This is a genomic window from Janthinobacterium pasteuri (genome assembly GCF_051380775.1).
In the GTDB taxonomy this organism is placed as follows: Bacteria; Pseudomonadota; Gammaproteobacteria; order Burkholderiales; family Burkholderiaceae_D; genus Janthinobacterium.
In genome coordinates this window covers 137,974-156,692 of the sequence record NZ_JBNYXS010000002.1, presented here as the reverse complement: position 1 = coordinate 156,692, position 18,719 = coordinate 137,974, and the positions used below count along the sequence as shown (strand labels likewise).

17 protein-coding genes are annotated in these 18,719 nt (G+C 60.2%); 5 read left to right on the top strand and 12 right to left on the bottom strand.

Annotated elements, in window-relative coordinates:
* Positions 1–134: 134 nt before the first annotated feature.
* The 3 genes from ACQ4WN_RS03095 to rpsO all read right to left on the bottom strand — a co-directional run bounded on the left by ACQ4WN_RS03095 (position 135) and on the right by rpsO (position 5,406).
* On the bottom strand, positions 135–2,081 hold the full coding sequence (locus ACQ4WN_RS03095; protein WP_436550216.1) for a methyl-accepting chemotaxis protein: 1,947 nt from the start codon (positions 2,079–2,081) through the stop codon (positions 135–137).
* Between the two features lie 716 nt (positions 2,082–2,797).
* Positions 2,798–4,915, bottom strand: a complete 2,118-nt coding sequence (gene pnp / locus ACQ4WN_RS03090; protein ID WP_436550215.1) for a polyribonucleotide nucleotidyltransferase — start codon at positions 4,913–4,915, stop codon at positions 2,798–2,800.
* A gap of 221 nt (positions 4,916–5,136) precedes the next feature.
* Positions 5,137–5,406 carry a 30S ribosomal protein S15 gene (gene rpsO / locus ACQ4WN_RS03085; protein WP_010399743.1) on the bottom strand — a complete coding sequence of 90 codons (270 nt, stop codon included), beginning with the start codon at positions 5,404–5,406 and terminating at the stop codon, positions 5,137–5,139.
* 185 nt (positions 5,407–5,591) lie between these two features.
* On the opposite strand from rpsO, the gene bamE reads away from it, so the two are divergent.
* A complete protein-coding gene (bamE, locus tag ACQ4WN_RS03080; protein ID WP_436550214.1) occupies positions 5,592–6,089 on the top strand; it encodes an outer membrane protein assembly factor BamE domain-containing protein in 498 nt (165 codons plus the stop codon).
* Between the two features lie 141 nt (positions 6,090–6,230).
* Here bamE and ACQ4WN_RS03075 read toward each other — a convergent pair whose 3' ends face one another.
* From ACQ4WN_RS03075 to ACQ4WN_RS03035, 9 genes are all read right to left on the bottom strand, one after another.
* The gene (locus tag ACQ4WN_RS03075) at positions 6,231–7,775 is read right to left on the bottom strand and encodes a 2-isopropylmalate synthase (RefSeq protein WP_436550213.1); all 1,545 of its coding nucleotides are present in this window, start codon (positions 7,773–7,775) and stop codon (positions 6,231–6,233) included.
* A 48-nt stretch (positions 7,776–7,823) separates the two neighbouring features.
* A complete protein-coding gene (gene pssA, locus ACQ4WN_RS03070; RefSeq protein ID WP_086136413.1) occupies positions 7,824–8,675 on the bottom strand; it encodes a CDP-diacylglycerol--serine O-phosphatidyltransferase in 852 nt (283 codons plus the stop codon).
* A 157-nt stretch (positions 8,676–8,832) separates the two neighbouring features.
* Complete coding sequence (locus tag ACQ4WN_RS03065; RefSeq protein WP_436550212.1) at positions 8,833–9,588, bottom strand: SIMPL domain-containing protein; 756 nt, start codon at positions 9,586–9,588, stop codon at positions 8,833–8,835.
* A gap of 102 nt (positions 9,589–9,690) precedes the next feature.
* On the bottom strand, positions 9,691–10,446 hold the full coding sequence (locus ACQ4WN_RS03060; protein WP_436550211.1) for an SIMPL domain-containing protein: 756 nt from the start codon (positions 10,444–10,446) through the stop codon (positions 9,691–9,693).
* 204 nt (positions 10,447–10,650) lie between these two features.
* Positions 10,651–11,877, bottom strand: a complete 1,227-nt coding sequence (locus ACQ4WN_RS03055; RefSeq protein ID WP_436550210.1) for an MFS transporter — start codon at positions 11,875–11,877, stop codon at positions 10,651–10,653.
* A gap of 232 nt (positions 11,878–12,109) precedes the next feature.
* Entirely contained in the window at positions 12,110–12,484 is a 375-nt protein-coding gene (locus tag ACQ4WN_RS03050; protein WP_436550209.1) for a hypothetical protein, read from the bottom strand.
* 138 nt (positions 12,485–12,622) lie between these two features.
* Positions 12,623–13,639: a ketol-acid reductoisomerase gene (ilvC, locus tag ACQ4WN_RS03045; protein ID WP_034750044.1), complete on the bottom strand. Its 1,017-nt coding sequence runs from the start codon at positions 13,637–13,639 to the stop codon at positions 12,623–12,625.
* Between the two features lie 74 nt (positions 13,640–13,713).
* Positions 13,714–14,205, bottom strand: a complete 492-nt coding sequence (ilvN, locus tag ACQ4WN_RS03040; RefSeq protein WP_010399754.1) for an acetolactate synthase small subunit — start codon at positions 14,203–14,205, stop codon at positions 13,714–13,716.
* Between the two features lie 2 nt (positions 14,206–14,207).
* Positions 14,208–15,938, bottom strand: a complete 1,731-nt coding sequence (locus tag ACQ4WN_RS03035; protein ID WP_436550208.1) for an acetolactate synthase 3 catalytic subunit — start codon at positions 15,936–15,938, stop codon at positions 14,208–14,210.
* A gap of 494 nt (positions 15,939–16,432) precedes the next feature.
* On the opposite strand from ACQ4WN_RS03035, the gene ACQ4WN_RS03030 reads away from it, so the two are divergent.
* Genes ACQ4WN_RS03030 through ACQ4WN_RS03015 form a run of 4 tightly spaced genes read left to right on the top strand, consistent with a single transcriptional unit; the run spans position 16,433 to position 18,693 of the window.
* Positions 16,433–17,002 carry an RNA polymerase sigma factor gene (locus tag ACQ4WN_RS03030; RefSeq protein ID WP_436550207.1) on the top strand — a complete coding sequence of 190 codons (570 nt, stop codon included), beginning with the start codon at positions 16,433–16,435 and terminating at the stop codon, positions 17,000–17,002.
* Complete coding sequence (locus tag ACQ4WN_RS03025; RefSeq protein WP_436550206.1) at positions 16,999–17,403, top strand: DUF3619 family protein; 405 nt, start codon at positions 16,999–17,001, stop codon at positions 17,401–17,403. The genes ACQ4WN_RS03030 and ACQ4WN_RS03025 overlap by 4 nt, the downstream gene beginning before the upstream one ends.
* Positions 17,404–17,405: 2 nt before the next feature.
* The gene (locus tag ACQ4WN_RS03020; RefSeq protein WP_436550205.1) at positions 17,406–18,167 is read left to right on the top strand and encodes a DUF3106 domain-containing protein; all 762 of its coding nucleotides are present in this window, start codon (positions 17,406–17,408) and stop codon (positions 18,165–18,167) included.
* A gap of 1 nt (position 18,168) precedes the next feature.
* Positions 18,169–18,693, top strand: a complete 525-nt coding sequence (locus tag ACQ4WN_RS03015; RefSeq protein WP_436550204.1) for an RDD family protein — start codon at positions 18,169–18,171, stop codon at positions 18,691–18,693.
* Positions 18,694–18,719 lie beyond the last annotated feature (26 nt).

The window sequence follows — 18,719 nt, the reverse complement described above, 5'->3', positions numbered from 1 at the left end:
TCTGGCAGTGGGCTTGCGGTATGGTGTCACTATAGCCATACCGCCCCCGGCCGACACGCCGATTGCGACGAACTGCGCTTTTGACAGGCTGACCTGACAAAAACGCGGATAAACGTCGATTTACTGCTGCGCGCTTAAAACTCTTCCCACTCGTCGGCGCCGGACTTCGCCGCCTTGACGGGCTTGCTCGGCGACAGCGCGCGGGCCGGCGCGCGCGGCGCTGGCGCCGCTGGCCTGGCCTTGAGGCGCGTCACGGGCGCGGGCGCTGCAGCAGGGCCCGCATCACCGAGGCGGAACATGCCGACGGCCTGCGCCAGGTCCACCGCCTGCTCCTGCAGGCTTTCCGCGGCAGCGGCAGCCTGCTCGACGAGGGCCGCGTTTTGTTGTGTCATGGTATCCATGTGCGTGACAGCCGTATTGATTTCGCCGATGCCGGCACTCTGTTCGCGGCTGGCCACCGTGATCTCGCTCATGATGGTCGTCAATTGCTGCACCGAGGCCACTACCTGGTCCATGGTCTGGCCCGCTTCATTGACGAGGCGCCCGCCCGCATCGACTTTTTCCACCGAGTCGCCGATCAGCTCCTTGATTTCCTTGGCCGCGCCAGCCGACCTTTGCGCCAGGTTGCGCACTTCGGACGCCACCACGGCAAAGCCCCTGCCCTGCTCGCCCGCGCGCGCCGCCTCGACGGCGGCGTTCAGGGCCAGGATATTCGTCTGGAAAGCGATGCCATCGATCACGCCGATGATGTCGACGATCTTGCGCGAGCTTTCCTGGATGCCGGCCATGGTGCCCACCACCTGCTGCACCACGCGTCCACCCTTGGCCGCCACTTCCGAGGCGGACACGGCCAGCTCGTTGGCCGCATGCGCATTTTCCGCATTCTGCTTGACGGTCGAGGTCAGCTCATCCATCGAACTGGCCGTCTCTTCCAGCGCGCCCGCCTGCGCTTCCGTGCGCGAGGACAGGTCGGCGTTGCCGGCGGCAATATCGGCCGACTCGCTGCGCACCAGGGTGCTGATGCTGCGGATCTGCACCAGCACGGTGGCGATCTTTTCGACGAACAAGTTAAACGCCTTGGCGATCTGCGCCAGTTCGTCACTACCTTCCGCGTCGAGGCGGCTGGTCAGGTCGCCGTCGCCCGTGGCGATCGCTTCCATCGCATCGCGCACCAGACCCAGGCGACGCAGGGCGCGCGCCACCAGCACGCTCAATACCGTGGCGGCCAGGGCCAGCACCAGCAAGGCCGTCAGGGCCGAGGCGCGCAGCATGGAGCTCAGGGCTTGCGTCGCTTCCGCACGGTCGAGCACGGTAGCCAGCAGCCAGTCGCTGCCCGGCACCTTACTCACATGCAAGATACCATCGCGCTCGCCGAGGCGAATGGCGGCACCGTCGCCGCTCTTTTCAATATTGCCCAGCGCCTGCGCGCTCAAGCCCGGATCGAGCTCGGCCAGCGGCTTCAGGGTCAGCTTGCCGTCCGGGTGGGCGATGATCTTGCCATCGCCATCGACGAGGAAGGCGTAGCTGGACGCGGTTGGCTTGATCGAGGCGACATTTTGCACCACCGCATCCATCATCACGTCGGCCGCCATCACGCCCGTCACGCTACCTTTACCGCCCAGCGGCTCGGCAAACGTCACCACCAGCTTGCCCGTGCTGGCGCCGATATACGGCGCCGTGATGACGGGGCCGCCCGCTTCGGACGCCCGCTTGTACCAGGGCCGCGCCGTAGGATCGTAGTCGGCGGCGCGCTTGCGCTCCTGCGAAAAGACGGCATGCTTGTCGGCAAAGCCGATATACGCCATGTCAAACGTGCCAGCCTGTTCGGCCGCCTTCAGGGCCGGCAGCGGATCGGCCGCCGTGGCGCCCTGCTTGAGCGAGCCCACGACGGCTTGCTTGGAGCGCAACCATTCGGCAATCGCCTGCGCGTGGCTGTGCGACAACTGCAGCATCTGCGTATCGAGCGCGGCCAGGGTGCTTGAGCGCGTGGTATAGAAATTGGCGATGGCGACGGCCAGCATGGCCAGCACGACGATGGAAACGGCGATGGCGATCAGCCGCGCCTTGAGGGAGGACAACATGGTGCATCCAATAAAAAAAGGGGAAATCGGGAGGGATGCACCATGGTCCGGGAATAAGATTTTGTCGTCAAGCAATACCGACTCTCAATTACCCAGAAACAACAATTGATACCTTATATTAAATTCGCATTGTCGATAAATTAACTATATCTCGCCCCGCAGCTTGCGCAAGGCGGGCGATTTGCCGCCCGTCGCTTCAATGCGGAAGCGGGCAAGTGCCTGCTCCAGCTCGGGGTACTGGCGCAAGCCGCCTTCCGTAAAATAAGGCTCTGACCCCGATAAGTAGGGGAATTCCGAGAATTTTCCTGGGGCCCTGCTGTCTGACGGTACACATCATACGGCAGCGCCTCGCTCTTCAAGGTCAAATCGAAACAGTCGGCCATGGACGTGGACGCGGCGGCGATGGGAATCGGCAGCGGCGTGGGCGCCTTGTCCAGCTGTGACCGGACGCCGGGCGCGACGGCAAGCAGAAAGGCGGCGGCCAGCCCGCATAGTGTGCGCATGCTGCATCTCCTTGGAAGACTCGTTCAGGGGAAGGTCCCATCCCGAATCTACAACGCGTAAACCAGCCAATGCGAGCTGGATCAAGGCCGATGCGCAAAGCGGCATCTACCTTGATCCAGCACAAACGCGGCGCAAAAAAAACCGCCAGGGCTTGCGCGCTGGCGGTTGTTGAGCATGCGGCCGAGGCCGCAGTCAGTCGAACTTAGACAACGTTAAGCGGCTGGCGCTTCGTTGCCTTCAGCAGCTTTCATCGACAGTTTCAGACGACCACGGTCGTCCGTTTCCAGCACTTTGACGCGGACCAGCTGGCCTTCTTTCAGGTAGTCGGCCACGGCGTTGACGCGCTCGTTGGCGATCTGGCTGATGTGCAGCAAGCCGTCTTTGCCTGGCATGACTTGCACGATGGCGCCGAAGTCCAGCAGTTTCAGCACGGTGCCTTCGTAGGTCTTGCCCACTTCAACGGAAGCGGTCAATTCTTCGATGCGGCGCTTGGCTTCCTGGCCGGCTTGCGCGTCAACGGAAGCGATGGTGACCACGCCTTCGTCGCTGATGTCGATCTGGGTGCCCGTCTCTTCGGTCAGCGCGCGAATCACGGCGCCGCCCTTGCCGATCACGTCACGGATTTTTTCCGGGTTGATCTTGATGGTGATCAGACGCGGTGCGAAATCGGACAGTTCGGTTTTGACGTGCGGCATGGCTTTTTGCATTTCGCCCAGGATGTGCTCGCGGCCTTCCTTGGCTTGCGCCAGTGCCACTTGCATGATTTCCTTGGTGATGCCCATGATCTTGATGTCCATCTGCAGCGCCGTGATACCGTTGCGGGTACCGGCAACCTTGAAGTCCATGTCGCCCAGGTGATCTTCGTCGCCCAGGATGTCGGACAGCACGGCAAACTTGCCGCCTTCCTTGATCAGGCCCATGGCGATACCGGCCACGTGTTCTTTCATTGGCACGCCGGCGTCCATCAGTGCCAGGCAGCCGCCGCAGACGGAAGCCATCGACGAGGAACCGTTCGATTCCGTGATTTCCGATACCAGGCGCACCGAGTAGCTGAACTCTTCAGCTGCTGGCAGGGCGGCGATCAGCGCGCGCTTGGCCAGGCGGCCGTGGCCGATTTCGCGGCGTTTAGGCGTACCGACGCGGCCCGTTTCGCCGGTGGCGAACGGAGGCATGTTGTAATGCAGCATGAACGAATCGGTGAACTCGCCCATCAGCGCGTCGATCTTCTGGCTGTCGCGGGCGGTGCCCAAAGTTGCCACGACCAGCGCTTGCGTTTCGCCGCGCGTGAACAGGGCCGAACCGTGGGTGCGTGGCAGCACGCTGGTGCGGATCGAGATCGGACGCACGGTGCGCGTGTCGCGGCCGTCGATGCGTGGCTCGCCGTCCAGGATTTGCGTACGCACGATTTTCGCTTCGATGTCGAACAGGATGTTGTTCACTTCCGCGCTGTCGATCGCTGCGCCGCCGTTGGCAGCCGCTTCAGCCGACAGGTCTGCGATCACTTCCGACGTCGCCGCTTTCAGCTTGGCCGTACGCTCTTGCTTGTCCTTGGTTTGATACGCATCATTGATCTTGGCGTTGGCGAAATGCGCGACGCGGGCGATCAGTGCTTCGTTTTTCGGCGCAGGCGCCCATTCCACTTCCGGCTTGCCGCCGTCACGCACCAGGTCGTGAATCGCGTCGATGACGACTTTCATCTGGTCGTGGCCGAAGACCACAGCGCCCAGCATGATTTCTTCGGACAGCTGTTTCGCTTCCGATTCGACCATCAGCACGGCCGTTTCGGTACCAGCGACAACCAGGTCCATTTCCGACGTTTTCAGCTGCTGGACGGTCGGGTTCAGGATGTACTGGCCATTCGCGTAACCGACGCGCGCAGCGCCGATCGGGCCGCTGAAAGGCACGCCCGATACGCACAGGGCAGCCGATGCGCCGATCATGGCGGCGATGTCCGGATCGATTTCAGGGTTGACCGACAACACGTGAATGATGACTTGCACTTCATTCAGGTAGCCTTCCGGGAACAGCGGACGGATAGGACGGTCGATCAAACGCGATGTCAGTGTTTCTTTTTCGGAAGGACGGCCTTCGCGCTTGAAAAAACCGCCCGGGATTTTACCGGCAGCATAGGTTTTTTCTACATAATCAACCGTCAAAGGGAAGAAATCCTGGCCTGGCTTGGCATCTTTGCGTGCCACCACCGTTGCCAGAACGACGGTATCTTCGATCGACACCAGCACTGCGCCGGATGCCTGACGCGCGATTTCGCCGGTTTCCAGGGTCACTTGGTGTTGACCGTACTGGAAGGTTTTCGTAACTTTGTTAAACATGGGGTATCCCTTTTCTAATTGCCGACAGATTTTCAGGGGCTGTCGTTCACCTCACCACAGGCGGTGGAAAAACCGTTGCCGCCTTTACTACTTTACTTTTAAAACATGATATCGGTAAGAGAATACTTTACTTACAGACATAAATCCGGAATTCAAATGACAAAATGCCCGCGTCAGCGAACTGGCGCAGGCATTTCTGTATAAACCTTGTACGGCAAAAATTACTTGCGCAGACCAAGTTTAGCGATCAGGTCGCGATAACGGGTAGCGTCTTTAGCCTTCAGGTAGGACAACAGGCTCTTACGACGGTTGACCATCATGATCAGGCCGCGGCGGGAGTGGTGATCTTTCGAGTGGGCTTTGAAGTGGCCGTTCAGTTCGTTGATGCGAGCTGTCAGCAGTGCAACTTGCACTTCAGGGGAGCCGGTGTCGTTTTGACCACGTGCGTTGTCCGCGATGATAGCGGCTTTGTTGATGTTTTCTACTGTCATGATAAACCTTTCACATGCGGTGCACAGAGTCTGAACCCTATCCACCGTGAACTACGATTATTAAAATACTGGCCTATGCTTCCAACCAGACGCGCAAGTATATCGGAAAAAAGCCCGCCTGTATCCTGCCGTGCGGGCTTTTCTCGGCGCATGATAGGATTTTCCTGCATTTCAGGAGGACAAACATGAAAAAACTGCTCAAATTAGCAACAGCTATGCTGCTTGCCGTGCTGGCCGGCTGCGCCAGCTGGAACACCCCGCCGCCGCAAGCGGGCGAACCGCGCGCCGCCGTGGAAGCGCGCCTGGGCCGGCCGAGCAACATTTACCAACTGGCCACGGGTCCGGAACTGGAATACGCCACGGGGCCGTACGGCCAGTACACCTACATGGCACGCTTCGGCCCCGACGGCAAGTTGATTTCCTACGAACAAGTGCTCGACACGCCAGGCTTTGCCCGGGTCAAGGTGGGCTTGTCGACCCAGCAGGATGTACTGCACCTGCTGGGTCGCCCGACGGAAACATCGTATCTGTCGCTGCCGAAACTACACGTCTGGTCTTACCGCTACAAGGAATCGGGCGTGTGGGATTCCATGATGCACGTGCACTTCGACCACGACGGCATCGTGCGCATGATGATGAACGGCCCCGATCCGGCCAAGGAAGAGCGGCGCTCCTTCCACTGATTCATTACCTGCGCAACAACGCCTGATAAAACCGTAGCGAGCGGAAGAGAGAGGTGGCTAAGAAGCGCAACCGTACTCTAGTACGGTGAGCATCGCAGGCCACCTATATCGACGCGCAGTAGGTTTAATCAGGCGTCCTTCCTAAGGTTGCGGGTCGATACGCTCATCCTTGGCGTGCAGTTTATTTAATGCCGACAAATACGCCTTGGCCGAGGCGACGATGATGTCCGAATCAAAGCCCACGCCGTTGACGATGCGTCCGTCGCGCGACAAACGCATCGTCACTTCGCCCTGCGACTGCGTGCCCGTGCTGATGGCGTTGACGGAGAACAAGACCAGCTCCGCGCCGCTGGCGGCCGCGCTTTCGATGGCGTTGACGGTCGCGTCGACGGGGCCGTCGCCCTGCCCTTCGCAGCTGCGCTGCACGCCGCCGACGAGAAACTCCACGCGCGCATGGGGCACGGCACCCGTCGTCGACTGCTGCGCCAGGGAAATGAAACGGTAGTGCTCACTCTCCTGCGCCTGCTGCTCTTCGCTGACGAGGGCCATGATGTCTTCGTCGAAAATCTCGGACTTCCGGTCGGCCAACTCCTTGAAGCGCAGGAAGGCGGCGTTGACTTCCGCCTCCGATTCCAGCGCGATGCCCAGCTCGTGCAGCCGCTGCTTGAAGGCATTGCGGCCCGACAGCTTGCCGAGAACAATCTTGTTGGCCGCCCAGCCCACGTCTTCGGCGCGCATGATTTCATACGTCTCGCGCGCTTTTAATATGCCGTCCTGGTGGATACCGGACGCGTGCGCAAAGGCGTTCGCGCCCACGACGGCCTTGTTCGGCTGCACGGCAAAGCCCGTGATTTGCGACACCATTTTTGATGCCGCCACGATTTGCGTCGTGTCGATGCCCACCGTCAAGTTGTAATAGGCAGCACGCGTGCGCAGCGCCATCACCACTTCTTCCAGCGCCGTGTTGCCGGCCCGCTCGCCGAGGCCGTTGACCGTGCATTCGATCTGCCGCGCGCCGCCTATCATGACGCCGGCCAGCGAATTGGCAACCGCCAGGCCCAGGTCGTTATGACAATGCACGGACCAGATGGCTTTATCCGCATTCGGTATGCGTTCGCGCAAACGCTTGATGGTAGCGCCGAAGATTTCAGGCACGGCGTAGCCCACCGTATCGGGGAAATTGATGGTGGTGGCACCCTCGGCGATCACCGCTTCCAGCACGCGGCACAAAAAATCCTCGTCGGAGCGGCTGCCGTCTTCGGGGCTGAATTCGATGTCATCGGTGAACTGGCGCGCGTAGCGCACGGCGTTCTGCGCCTGCAGCAAGACTTCCTCGGGCGTCATGCGCAGCTTCATCTGCATGTGCAGGGGCGAAGTGGCAATGAAAGTGTGGATGCGCTTGCGCTCGGCTGGCGCCAGGGCTTCGGCGGCGCGCGCGATATCGCGGTCGTTGGCGCGCGACAGCGAGCAGATGGTGGACTCGCGCACGGCGCCCGCAATCGCCCGTATCGACTCGAAGTCGCCCTGCGAGGCGGCAGCGAAACCCGCCTCGATCACGTCGACCTTCATGCGTTCGAGCTGCTTGGCGATGCGCAGCTTTTCCTCGCGCGTCATGGAAGCGCCCGGCGATTGCTCGCCGTCGCGCAAGGTGGTGTCAAAAATGATGAGTCGGTTGCTGGTGTTCATGGCTGCTCCTGGCTGGCTGAAGACTGGCGACGCTACCGACTCAGCGCATCAATGCTCGGGGTCGGTCTGGATGATGCTGACGGGCTTGCCCTTCGCCATGCGCCAGAAAAACACGGCGTAGCCGGACAGGCCATAAGCGACGAAAATCGGGAACAGCACTTTCGGCGGGTCGATGGAAATAAGCGCAAAGAACAATGCCAGCAGGAATACCACGATGAAGGGCACGGACTTGCGGAAATTCACATCCTTGAAACTGTAGAACGGCACGTTCGTGACCATGGTCAGGCCGGAGAAAAGGGCGATCGTCCACGATACCCAGGCCAGCTGGTTACCGGCAAATTCCAGGTCATTCATCAGCAGGATGAAGCCGGCCACCATGGCCGCCGCCGCCGGGCTGGGCAAGCCCTGGAAGAAGCGCTTGTCGACTACGGCAATGTTTGTGTTGAAGCGGGCCAGTCGCAAGGCGGCGCCGGCGCAATACACGAAGGCGGCCAGCCAGCCCAGTTTGCCCATGCCGCGCAGCGACCATTCATAGATCACCAGCGCCGGCGCGGCGCCAAACGACACCATGTCGGACAGGCTGTCGTACTGGGCGCCGAATTCGCTTTGCGTATTCGTCAGGCGCGCAATGCGACCATCCAGGCCATCGAGGATCATGGCGATGAAGATGGCCCAGGCCGCGTGTTCGAATTTCTGGTTCATGGCCATGACGATGGCGTAGAAACCGCAGAACAGGGCTGCCGTCGTGAAGGCATTCGGCAATAGATAGATGCCGCGGCGGCGCAAGGTTTTCTTGCCAGTGCCATCGGTCACCGGCTGGCGCACGAATTTGCTGAAGCGGGACGCTTTGGATGCTGCGGGGGTGCCGTTCTTGCCTCTACGACGGGGGAAGTTTGCCATGTTGTTCCATATCTTGTGTACTACGGGGGATTCGGTGCCAGATGGCAGGCGCATTCGTCTCGCGGCATGCGCCTGCCGGTCTTGCCATTATAGAGGAGCTACCGCCAAAGAAAAGCGCGGCGGCATCAAGCTGACAATATTGACGCCGATTCCATCTTTATTTGAAGCGGATCTTCGCCACCAGGCCCATGTTCAGGGTCGTTTCGCCCGCCTCGAAGCTCGGTTCGGCCACCTGGTTGCCGCCATAGCCCATGGCGTCGGCGTTCATGGCGCGTGCCCCTGCCATGATGGGGCGCTGCGCGTAGTTGCCCGAACCTTCGAAATCGATGGTATCGATCACGGCATCATTGACATTGCGGCCCATGGCGCCGGCGATGGCGGTCACGCGCTCATTCAGGTTCTTGTAGGCGGCGGCGATGCGCTGATCGTCGAGCTTGCGGATGGTGGCGGGGGCCAGGCCAAAATTGAGGCGGTTCAGCGTCAGCAAGCCTTGTGCTGCGGAAACTGTTTTCGGCAAGGCGGCAAGGTTGGTCGTCGTCACCTGCAAGTACTGACCCACCCTCCAGCCCGTCGGTACGCGTGGCTTGGCGACGACGCCTGGCGGCAAGGGCGCCGTTTCCGGGTACACGGCATACGTGTAGTAGCCCTGGGTTTTCAACACGGCTTGCGGATCGGCTTTCTTGACGATGGCCGCACCCTGGTTCATCTTCTGGTTCACGCGCGAGGCGGCGGCGGCCTTGTCCTTGTCCTGCTCTTCGATGGCCAGGGTGACGGTCACCTGGTCGTTCGCATGCACCACTTCGCCATTCGCGGGCACCACCACGAGGGTGCCGGAGGTGGGCAAGGTTTGCGCCTGGGCGGACAGGGTAACGGTAGCGATGGCAGCTGCCAGCAGCGATTTCATGACGGTCATGGTGTTCTCCTGGAAATAATGGGGCAAAAACGAGCATGGGGCCAGCAGCCCCATGATCGTTTTAAAACATGCTAGTGCGAAAACATTTCCGCACTGGCGCGCTTATTTGAACTTGACCTTGCCGACGACACGCATGTCGAGGGTGGTTTCGCCTGGCTCGAAGCTCGGCTCGGCAACGGTGCTATCTTCGGCCATCTTGGCGCTGCGCATCATCATCGGTGCGGCGGCAGGACGGCTTTCGTTGGCATAGTTGCCCGAACCTTCAAAGTCCACCGTATCAAGCACGGCGTCGGAGACGTTGCGGCCCATGGCCTTGGCGATGGCGGCCACGCGCTCATTGAGGTTCTTGTACGTGGCGGCGATGCGCTGGTCGTCCAGCAAGCGGATGGTTTCCGGCTTCAGGCCGAAATTCAAGCCATTCAGGGTCAGCACGCCTTGCGCAGCCGACACGGTTTTTGGCAAGGACGCCAGATTGGCCGTCGTCACTTCCAGGTACTGGCCCACTCTCCAGGCCGTTGGCAAACGCGGCTTGGCGACGGCGCCGGCTGGCAGCGGACGCTCTTCCGGATACACGGGATAGGTGTAATAGCCATACGATTTGAGTGCCGCAGACGGGTCAGCCTGCTTGACGATGGCGATGCCCTTATTCATCTTCTGGTTGACTCGCGACGCGGCGGCGGCCTTGTCCTTGTCCTGTTCTTCGATGGCCAGGGTAGCGACCACCTGGTCATTGACATGCTTGACTTCGCCAAACGCGGGGACGACCACCAGGGTGCCGGAAGTCGGCAAAGATTGGGCTTGTGCGCTCAGGGCAACGGTGGCTGCGGCGGCAACAAGGACGGATTTCATCACGGTCATGGGGTACTCCTCGATAGTTAATGTGGCTGACAGCCCGCGAAAGGGAGGCTTTTGCCTCCCTTTCACCTGAGAAACTTGTCAAACTGTGTAGATTCTAACGCCTCGTTCATTCCCGTGGCGCAAATTAACAAATCGTCACAAAATGTGCTGGCCAGTCACATCTGCTCACATTTCAACACACTGTCATTCAAAATAACAATGTTATTAGTGACCCACCACCGCGCCACCGCTGCGCCGGCCCGGCTTGAAACTGTAACGGTGCGCGCGCCAGGCGATAGCCAGCGCCACCAGCAGCAAGGCCAGCATGGCCCACGGGAAGGACGCCGCGCCATAGCCGTCGAGCAGCATGCCGCCAACCAGGCCGCCGCCCGCGATGGCCACGTTCCAGATGGTCGCCACCATCGCTTGCGCCACATCCATGCCGTCACCGGCCGCGTCCGCTGACGCCGTCTGCAGCAAGGTGCCGGCGCCGCCGAAGGTGATGCCCCAGATGGCCATGCTGATATAGATCACGGCCGGTGAGTCCATCGCCAGTCCCAGCGCGACCACCACCAGGGCAAAGGCGGCGATGCAGCCCAGCACGAGCGGGCGCAGCCAGCGGTCGATCAGCTGGCTGACCAGCCAGATGCCGGCCAGCGAACCCACGCCATACACGAGCAGCACCAGGTCGACGCGGGGGCGCAAGCCGGACGGCGCCAGGAACGGCGCGATATAGGTATACAGAATGTTATGGGCCAGCATCCAGGCGACGATAACAAACAGAATCGGCCGCACGCCCGGCGTCACGAACACCTGGCGTATCGACAGGCGTTCGCCATTCTTTTGCCCCGGATAATCGGGCACGACCAGCAACACCCAGGCGACCAGCACCACGGCCAGGCCGGACATGATGCCGAAGATGCTGCGCCAGCCCAGCACGCCGCCCATCAGGGTGCCCAACGGCACACCCAGCGACAGGGCCAGTGGCGTGCCGATCATGGCGATGGCCATCGCCCTGCCCTGCTGCTCGGGACGCACCATGCGGCGCGCGTAGCCTGCCATCAAGCCCCAGGCAAGCCCGGCGGCCATGCCTGTCACGAAGCGCGAGACCAGGGCGACGGCATAGTTGGGCGCCAGGGCCGTCGCCGTATTGAAAATCAAGAAGCCGATGATGGCCAGCAGCAATACATTGCGCCGGCGCCAGGTGCTGGTGAGCGCCGTCAGGGGAATCGCCGTCAGGATCGAGCCGATGGCGTACACGGTCACCAACTGGCCCGTCATGACTTCGGAAATGCCGAGGTCGCGGGCAATCTGCGGCAGCAAGCCGGCCGGCAAGGTTTCCGACAGGAGGGCAAGAAACGCCGTCATGGCCAGGGCCAGCAAGGCCAGGACGGGAATGGAAGAGTTAACAGCAGCCTGCGAGGGCGCCGTGGCGGTGATACGGTCAGTCATGGGGGTCCTTCTATTTGCGCAAGCGGCTATGAAACTAGCGCCTGGCGTGCTACGAAAGCGGTGATGCGCGTTGCGGTCGGCAGATACCGAAACAGATGCAGTCCATAGGAAACTGCAAAGGAAGGGCGGGATTATATAGGAGGCGGGCGAAAAACGTGCGCGCAAGAAAAAAGCCAGGTTCCTCGTGGAGACCTGGCTTGCAGTCTAGCCCATTGATGGGTGAAGGCGACGCTCAGGCATCGTTCGCCGCATTCAAGCTGCGGAAATAGGTATTGATGCTGGGACGGAAAAGAAAGAATAAAAAAATGGCAAACACCGCCAAGCCAGGCAGCAGCGCCGCTTTGTCCGGCGCGAAGGCCAAACCGATGGCGCCAGCGGCCACACTCCAGCCCACATACAGCAGCCGGCCCCAGTTGAGTCTCTTGAGCATGGCGACCGCTGCCACCACGTTGATGATGCCGCCGCAAAACATGGTGTAACGCAGCGATGTCGGCAACGCATCCTGCGCCAGCAAATCAAGCGCGAGAACCACGGAACTCCACAACATGAGGAAGGTAATAATGCCGAGGGAGATGGGACGGCGACGCAAGACATTGACGGCATTCACGATACTGATCCTAAAAAATTCCAGGAGGCAATAATAGCAAAAAGAAATATTTTAAACTACGCATATTCCCGCCGTGATCGGCTCAGACGAAGAAAAGCCGGCTTGCGCCGGCTTTTCTTGAGAATTACTCAATACTGCTTAGTTTTTCGACTGGTCAACCATCTTGTTCTTGGCGATCCAAGGCATCATGGCGCGAAGTTTGGCGCCCACTTCTTCGATCTGGTGCTCGGACGTCAAACGGCGGCGCGAGATCAGGGTCGGTGCGCCTGCCTTGTTTTCCAGGATGAAGCTCTTCGCGTATTCGCCCGTTTGAATGTCTTTCAGGCATTGACGCATCGCATCCTTGGTGGCCGAGGTCACAACCTTAGGACCGGTCACGTATTCGCCGTATTCGGCGTTGTTCGAGATCGAGTAGTTCATGTTGGCGATGCCGCCTTCATAGATCAGGTCGACGATCAGTTTCAGTTCGTGCAAGCACTCGAAGTACGCCATTTCAGGCGCATAACCCGCTTCCGTCAGGGTTTCGAAGCCAGCCTTGATCAGTTCCACGGCGCCGCCGCACAGCACGGCTTGCTCACCGAACAGATCGGTTTCGGTTTCTTCACGGAAGTTCGTTTCGATGATGCCGGCACGGCCGCCGCCATTGGCCGACGCGTACGACAGGGCGATATCGCGGGCGATGCCCGATTTGTCCTGGTACACGGCGATCAGGTGGGGCACGCCGCCGCCCTGGGTGTAGGTGGCACGCACGGTGTGGCCCGGGGCTTTCGGCGCGACCATGATCACGTCCAGGTCGGCGCGTGGCACGACTTGGCCGTAATGCACGTTAAAGCCGTGGGCGAAGGCCAGCACGGCGCCCTGCTTGGCGAACGGGGCGATGTTTTCGTTGTAGACCTGGGCGATGTTTTCATCTGGCAACAGGATCATGATGACGTCGGCTGCTTTCACGGCGTCGTTGACTTCCGCCACTTTCAGGCCCGCTTGCTCGACCTTGGTCCACGAAGCGCCGCCCTTGCGCAGGCCGACGGTAACGTTGACGCCCGAATCGTTCAGGTTTTGTGCGTGTGCATGGCCTTGCGAACCGTAGCCGATGATGGCAACGTTTTTACCCTTGATCAAGGAGAGGTCAGCGTCTTTGTCGTAAAAAACTTTCATGGTATTTCCTATCATTTGATGATGCGTTGTTGTTTTAAATGCGGCGCCAGGGCCGCGTAGTGCTACTTATATTTTTATACTTTGAGGATGCGTTCGCCGCGGCCAATGCCAGAACCACCGGTGCGGACGGTTTCCAGGATGGCGGCGCGGTCGATCGAATCGATGAACGCGTCGAGCTTCACCTTGTTGCCGGTCAGTTCAATCGTGTACGTCTTTTCGGTGACATCGATGATGCGGCCACGGAAGATATCGGCGGTGCGCTTCATTTCCTCGCGCTCCTTGCCCACGGCACGGACCTTGATCAGCATCAACTCGCGTTCGATATGCTGGCCTTCGGTCAGGTCCACCACCTTGACCACTTCGATGAGGCGGTTCAAGTGCTTGGTGATCTGCTCGATGATGTCGTCCGAGCCGCTGGTGACGATGGTCATGCGCGACAGGGTCGAGTCTTCCGTCGGCGCCACGGTCAAGGTTTCGATGTTGTAGCCGCGTGCCGAGAACAGGCCCACCACGCGCGACAGAGCGCCCGCTTCGTTTTCCAGCAAGACAGAAATAATATGGCGCATGATTAGAGATCCTCCGAACCGAGCATCATTTCGGACAGGCCTTTGCCGGCTTTCACCATGGGCCACACGTTTTCGGACTGGTCGGTAATGAAGTTCATGAATACCAGCCTGTCTTTCATGCCAAACGCCTCTTTCAGGGCGCCGTCAACGTCGCCCGGTTTTTCAATTTTCATGCCCACGTGGCCGTATGCTTCGGCCAGCTTTTCGAAGTCGGGCAGCGAATCCATGTACGACTCGGAATAGCGCGAACCGTAATCGATTTCCTGCCACTGGCGCACCATGCCGAGGAAACGGTTGTTGAGCATGATGATCTTCGGCGTCAGGTGGTACTGCTTGCACGTGGCGAGCTCCTGGATGCACATCTGGATCGAGCCTTCGCCGGTAATACAAGCGACGGTGGCGTCCGGGTTGGCCATCTGCACGCCCATGGCGTACGGCAAGCCGACACCCATGGTGCCCAGGCCGCCGGAGTTGATCCAGCGGCGCGGCTTGTCGAAACCATAGTACTGCGCCGCCCACATCTGGTGCTGGCCGACGTCGGACGTGATGAAAGCGTCGCCCTTGGTGAGCTGGAAGACTTTCTCGACCACCGCTTGCGGCTTGATGACCAGGTCGGAGGTCGGGTATTTCAGGCATTCGCGGCCACGCCATTCGGCGATCTGCTTCCACCAGTTACTCAATGCATTGACGTTCGGCTTGGCTTCGGCCGCATCGAGCTGCGCGAGGAATTCGATCAGCACATCCTTGACGTTGCCGACGATGGGGATGTCGACCTTCACGCGCTTGGAAATCGACGATGGATCGATGTCCACGTGGATGATCTTGCGCGGATGCGAGGCGAAATGTTTCGGGTTGCCGATCACGCGGTCATCGAAACGGGCGCCGATGGCAATCAGGACGTCGCAATTCTGCATCGCCATGTTCGCTTCATAGGTGCCGTGCATGCCGGGCATGCCGACATACTGCTCGCTCGAGGCGCGGTAGCCGCCCAGACCCATCAAGGTATTGGTACACGGGAAACCCAGGCGGTCGACCAGCTTGTTCAGCTCGGGAGCCGCATTCGCCAGGATCACGCCGCCGCCCGTATAGATCATCGGGCGCTCGGCTTGCAGCAGCAGCTGCACGGCCTTGCGGATCTGGCCCGAATGGCCCTTGTCGACGGGACGGTAGGAACGCATCTCGACTTCCTTCGGATAGTCGAAATGGCATTTGTGCATACTGATATCCTTGGGGATATCGACCAGCACGGGTCCCGGACGGCCGGTACGGGCGATGAAGAAGGCTTTCTTGATCGTTGCCGCCAGGTCCTTGACATCCTTGACGAGGAAGTTGTGCTTGACCACGGGGCGGGTGATGCCGACCGTGTCGCATTCCTGGAACGCATCCTGGCCGATGGCGTGGCTCGGCACCTGGCCGGAGATCACCACCATGGGAATCGAGTCCATGTACGCGGTCGACAGGCCTGTGACGGCATTCGTGACGCCCGGACCGGACGTCACGATGGCGACACCGACTTTGTTCGAGCTGCGCGAATAGGCATCGGCGGCGTGGATCGCGGCCTGCTCATGGCGTACCAGGATATGCTGGAATTTGTTTTGCTGGAAGATGGCGTCGTAGATGTAGAGTACGGCTCCGCCCGGGTATCCAAAGACGTGCTCGACGCCCTCTTCAGCCAGACAGCGCACGACAATTTCTGCGCCGGTAATTGGTCCTGCTGCTGCTTCGGTATTCATGAAACATTCCTTTCAAGGTCCATTGGAGATTGATCGGATGTTCTTTCCTGACGAAGTTCGCTGTGCGCGACAGTGCTCCTGCTTCCCTTTTCATGCGGTCACGACATTTCTTTGGGCACCCATAGATACCTTACAAAACAACGCTTAACGCAACTCGTTTGGCCGGAGTTTCTGTGGCGCCTGTACGAACCGCTCGCGCTTGTGGCGCGGGTTAGAACAAACTGCCTACAAATGAAAGCGCGTCTTGCCGCGGATGGCCTTGTGTGCCGGTCGCGACCTGACCATAGGGCTTTGGGGTGTTCAAAGCGTTCCATACGTTATCGCGTTGCACCATTATGGTCAAGGAAAATGTCAGCCTCGCTGCATTTTTGCTCGCACGACGTGCAAAAAGCCTGCGGAAACGCACATTTTTTGCTAGCATGCACGGGGTTGCAAAAAGCATACCCGCCCCAATTCGCCCACCGCACCCGCAGCCGCTAAGATCCCCATACCGCATGGCAACAGACAAAGAATTATCCGACTTTCTCGAAAATGTCGAGCGGCGTGCTTTCAAGCAAGCCGTCTACGCGGTCCGCAAGGAAGAATCGGCACTCGACATCGTGCAGGATGCCATGATCAAGCTGGCCGAGAAATACGGCGACAAGCCAGCAGCCGAACTGCCGATGTTGTTCCAGCGCATCTTGCAGAACACCATCCTTGATTATTTCCGCCGTGAAAAAGTTCGCAATACCTGGGTCAGCCTGTTTTCCGGTATGAAACCCTCGGGCGACGAGCATGAGGATTTTGACATACTGGACACTTATGAATCGGAACTGGGTTCGAGTGCCGCCGAATCGTCGGCCGACCAGGTCGAACGCGCGCAAATGCTTGATTTGATTGATGCAGAGGTACAAAAACTGCCGTCACGTCAACGCGAAGCCTTCCTCATGCGTTACTGGCAGGACATGGATGTGGCTGAAACAGCGGAAGCGATGGGTTGCTCCGAAGGTAGCGTGAAAACACATTGCTCTAGAGCTACCCACACGCTCGCCGAATCGCTGAAAGCCAAGGGAATAAAATTATGAACACCGACGATCTCAATTTCGCTTACAAAGTGCGCCATGCACTGAACGAAAAACTCGACGACCTGCCCGCATCGGCCACCGATCGCCTGGCAGCGGCACGCAAGCTGGCCCTGTCGCGCAAGAAGGCGGACGCGCCCGCCGCCGTCGCCATGCGCAAAGACGTCTTCGCCGGCATCGCCAGCAGCCTGTTTGTCGAGCCGCTGTCGTGGCTGGGCCGCATGAGCGTCATCATCCCGCTGTTGCTGCTGGTCGGCGGCATGGTGGGCATCTATCAGTTTGAGCAGGAACAACATATTGCCGAGCTGGCAGAAATCGACGCTGCCGTGCTGTCCGACGAATTGCCGCTCTCCGCCTATATGGACCATGGCTTCAACGCCTACCTGACGAAACGCGAGCAATAAGCATGGCACGCTTGAGCGTACGCAAAGGCTGGCTGGCTGGCGGCATCGGCCTGGGTGCCTGCGCCCTGGCTGGCGCCGCATGGATGGGCCAGCACCAGACGCCTCCCGCCGCCAGCACCGTGGCGGCAACGACCGCGGCTGCCGTAGCACCTGCCCCAGCCGTCAAGCCCGGCTCGCCCCGCACGGCCGGCAAAGGCGGCACGCCGCCCAAGGCCAGCGACAACCCGTCCTGGAACAAGCTGTCGCGCGCGCAGCAGGAAGCCCTGCAGCCACTGGCGGGCGAATGGAACAAGCTGGAAGCCTTGCGCAAGCAGAAATGGCTCGATATCGCCAACCGCTTTGCCTCCATGACACCCGACGAGCAAACCCGCGTGCATGAACGCATGCGTGTATGGATCAAGCTGACGCCGGCACAGCGCAGCCTGGTGCGCGAAAATTATGCGCGCACGAAGAAGATCGATCCTGGTCAAAAATCCGCCCAATGGGAGCAGTACCAGCAATTGCCGGAAGAGCAAAAGAAAAAACTGGCGACGGAACTGGTGCCGAAAAAGCCGCTGGAGAAAGTGCCAGCGATTAATTCCAACACGAGCAAGCCGGCCGCAATCCTGGCGCCCGCCACGCCAGCGCCTGTCGCCGCCGCGCCCGTCCTGGCGCCCGCTCCCGCAGCGGCAAGCGTTCCGCCAGCCGATCCGGCCGCAGCCCCCGCCACCGCGCCAGTCACGCCACCTGCCACGCCTGCCCCACTGCCGAACTATGCCAAATAGCATGCCAGCCGCCAGCATCACTTCCCATCCCACGATCAAGCGCCGCCTGATTTCCATGGTGTACGAGTCACTGCTGGCCCTGGCCGTGCTGTTCCTGCCCTTCCTGCTGTTTGAACTGGCCGTGCAGGGCGCGCATACGCCACTGACGGAACACATGCGCCAGTGCCTGGCCTTCCTCGTCATGGGCGCGTATTTCATCCATCAATGGAGCCGCGAAGGGCAAACCCTGGCCATGAAGACGTGGCGCTTGCAACTGATAATGGCGGGCCACGCCCACGTGCCGCTGCGCGTGGCCGCGTACCGCTACATCCTGTCATGGATGTGGCTGCTGCCGGCCCTGCTGGTGTCGTATATATTCGATTTGCAGCACTGGACAGCCCTGGGCGCCATCGGCGTGGGCATTCTGGCCTGGTCTAGCACGGCCCTGCTCACGGGCAATGGGCAATTCCTGCACGACAAGCTGGCCGGCACGCAGATCGTGCAATTGCCCGCCCCCGCGAAGAAGTCGAAGAAAGTCGCCGCCTGAGTTTTTCTGCGGCTTGACCTGGGTCA

What these genes read in the sequence shown, in the direction of transcription:
- ACQ4WN_RS03095 (WP_436550216.1), bottom strand. Translation starts at nt 2,081, where the DNA reads ATGTTGTCCTCCCTCAAGGCGCGGCTGATCGCCATCGCCGTTTCCATC.
- pnp (WP_436550215.1), bottom strand. Translation starts at nt 4,915, where the DNA reads ATGTTTAACAAAGTTACGAAAACCTTCCAGTACGGTCAACACCAAGTG.
- rpsO (WP_010399743.1), bottom strand. Translation starts at nt 5,406, where the DNA reads ATGACAGTAGAAAACATCAACAAAGCCGCTATCATCGCGGACAACGCA.
- bamE (WP_436550214.1), top strand. Translation starts at nt 5,592, where the DNA reads ATGAAAAAACTGCTCAAATTAGCAACAGCTATGCTGCTTGCCGTGCTG.
- ACQ4WN_RS03075 (WP_436550213.1), bottom strand. Translation starts at nt 7,775, where the DNA reads ATGAACACCAGCAACCGACTCATCATTTTTGACACCACCTTGCGCGAC.
- pssA (WP_086136413.1), bottom strand. Translation starts at nt 8,675, where the DNA reads ATGGCAAACTTCCCCCGTCGTAGAGGCAAGAACGGCACCCCCGCAGCA.
- ACQ4WN_RS03065 (WP_436550212.1), bottom strand. Translation starts at nt 9,588, where the DNA reads ATGACCGTCATGAAATCGCTGCTGGCAGCTGCCATCGCTACCGTTACC.
- ACQ4WN_RS03060 (WP_436550211.1), bottom strand. Translation starts at nt 10,446, where the DNA reads ATGACCGTGATGAAATCCGTCCTTGTTGCCGCCGCAGCCACCGTTGCC.
- ACQ4WN_RS03055 (WP_436550210.1), bottom strand. Translation starts at nt 11,877, where the DNA reads ATGACTGACCGTATCACCGCCACGGCGCCCTCGCAGGCTGCTGTTAAC.
- ilvC (WP_034750044.1), bottom strand. Translation starts at nt 13,639, where the DNA reads ATGAAAGTTTTTTACGACAAAGACGCTGACCTCTCCTTGATCAAGGGT.
- ilvN (WP_010399754.1), bottom strand. Translation starts at nt 14,205, where the DNA reads ATGCGCCATATTATTTCTGTCTTGCTGGAAAACGAAGCGGGCGCTCTG.
- ACQ4WN_RS03035 (WP_436550208.1), bottom strand. Translation starts at nt 15,938, where the DNA reads ATGAATACCGAAGCAGCAGCAGGACCAATTACCGGCGCAGAAATTGTC.
- ACQ4WN_RS03030 (WP_436550207.1), top strand. Translation starts at nt 16,433, where the DNA reads ATGGCAACAGACAAAGAATTATCCGACTTTCTCGAAAATGTCGAGCGG.
- ACQ4WN_RS03025 (WP_436550206.1), top strand. Translation starts at nt 16,999, where the DNA reads ATGAACACCGACGATCTCAATTTCGCTTACAAAGTGCGCCATGCACTG.
- ACQ4WN_RS03020 (WP_436550205.1), top strand. Translation starts at nt 17,406, where the DNA reads ATGGCACGCTTGAGCGTACGCAAAGGCTGGCTGGCTGGCGGCATCGGC.
- ACQ4WN_RS03015 (WP_436550204.1), top strand. Translation starts at nt 18,169, where the DNA reads ATGCCAGCCGCCAGCATCACTTCCCATCCCACGATCAAGCGCCGCCTG.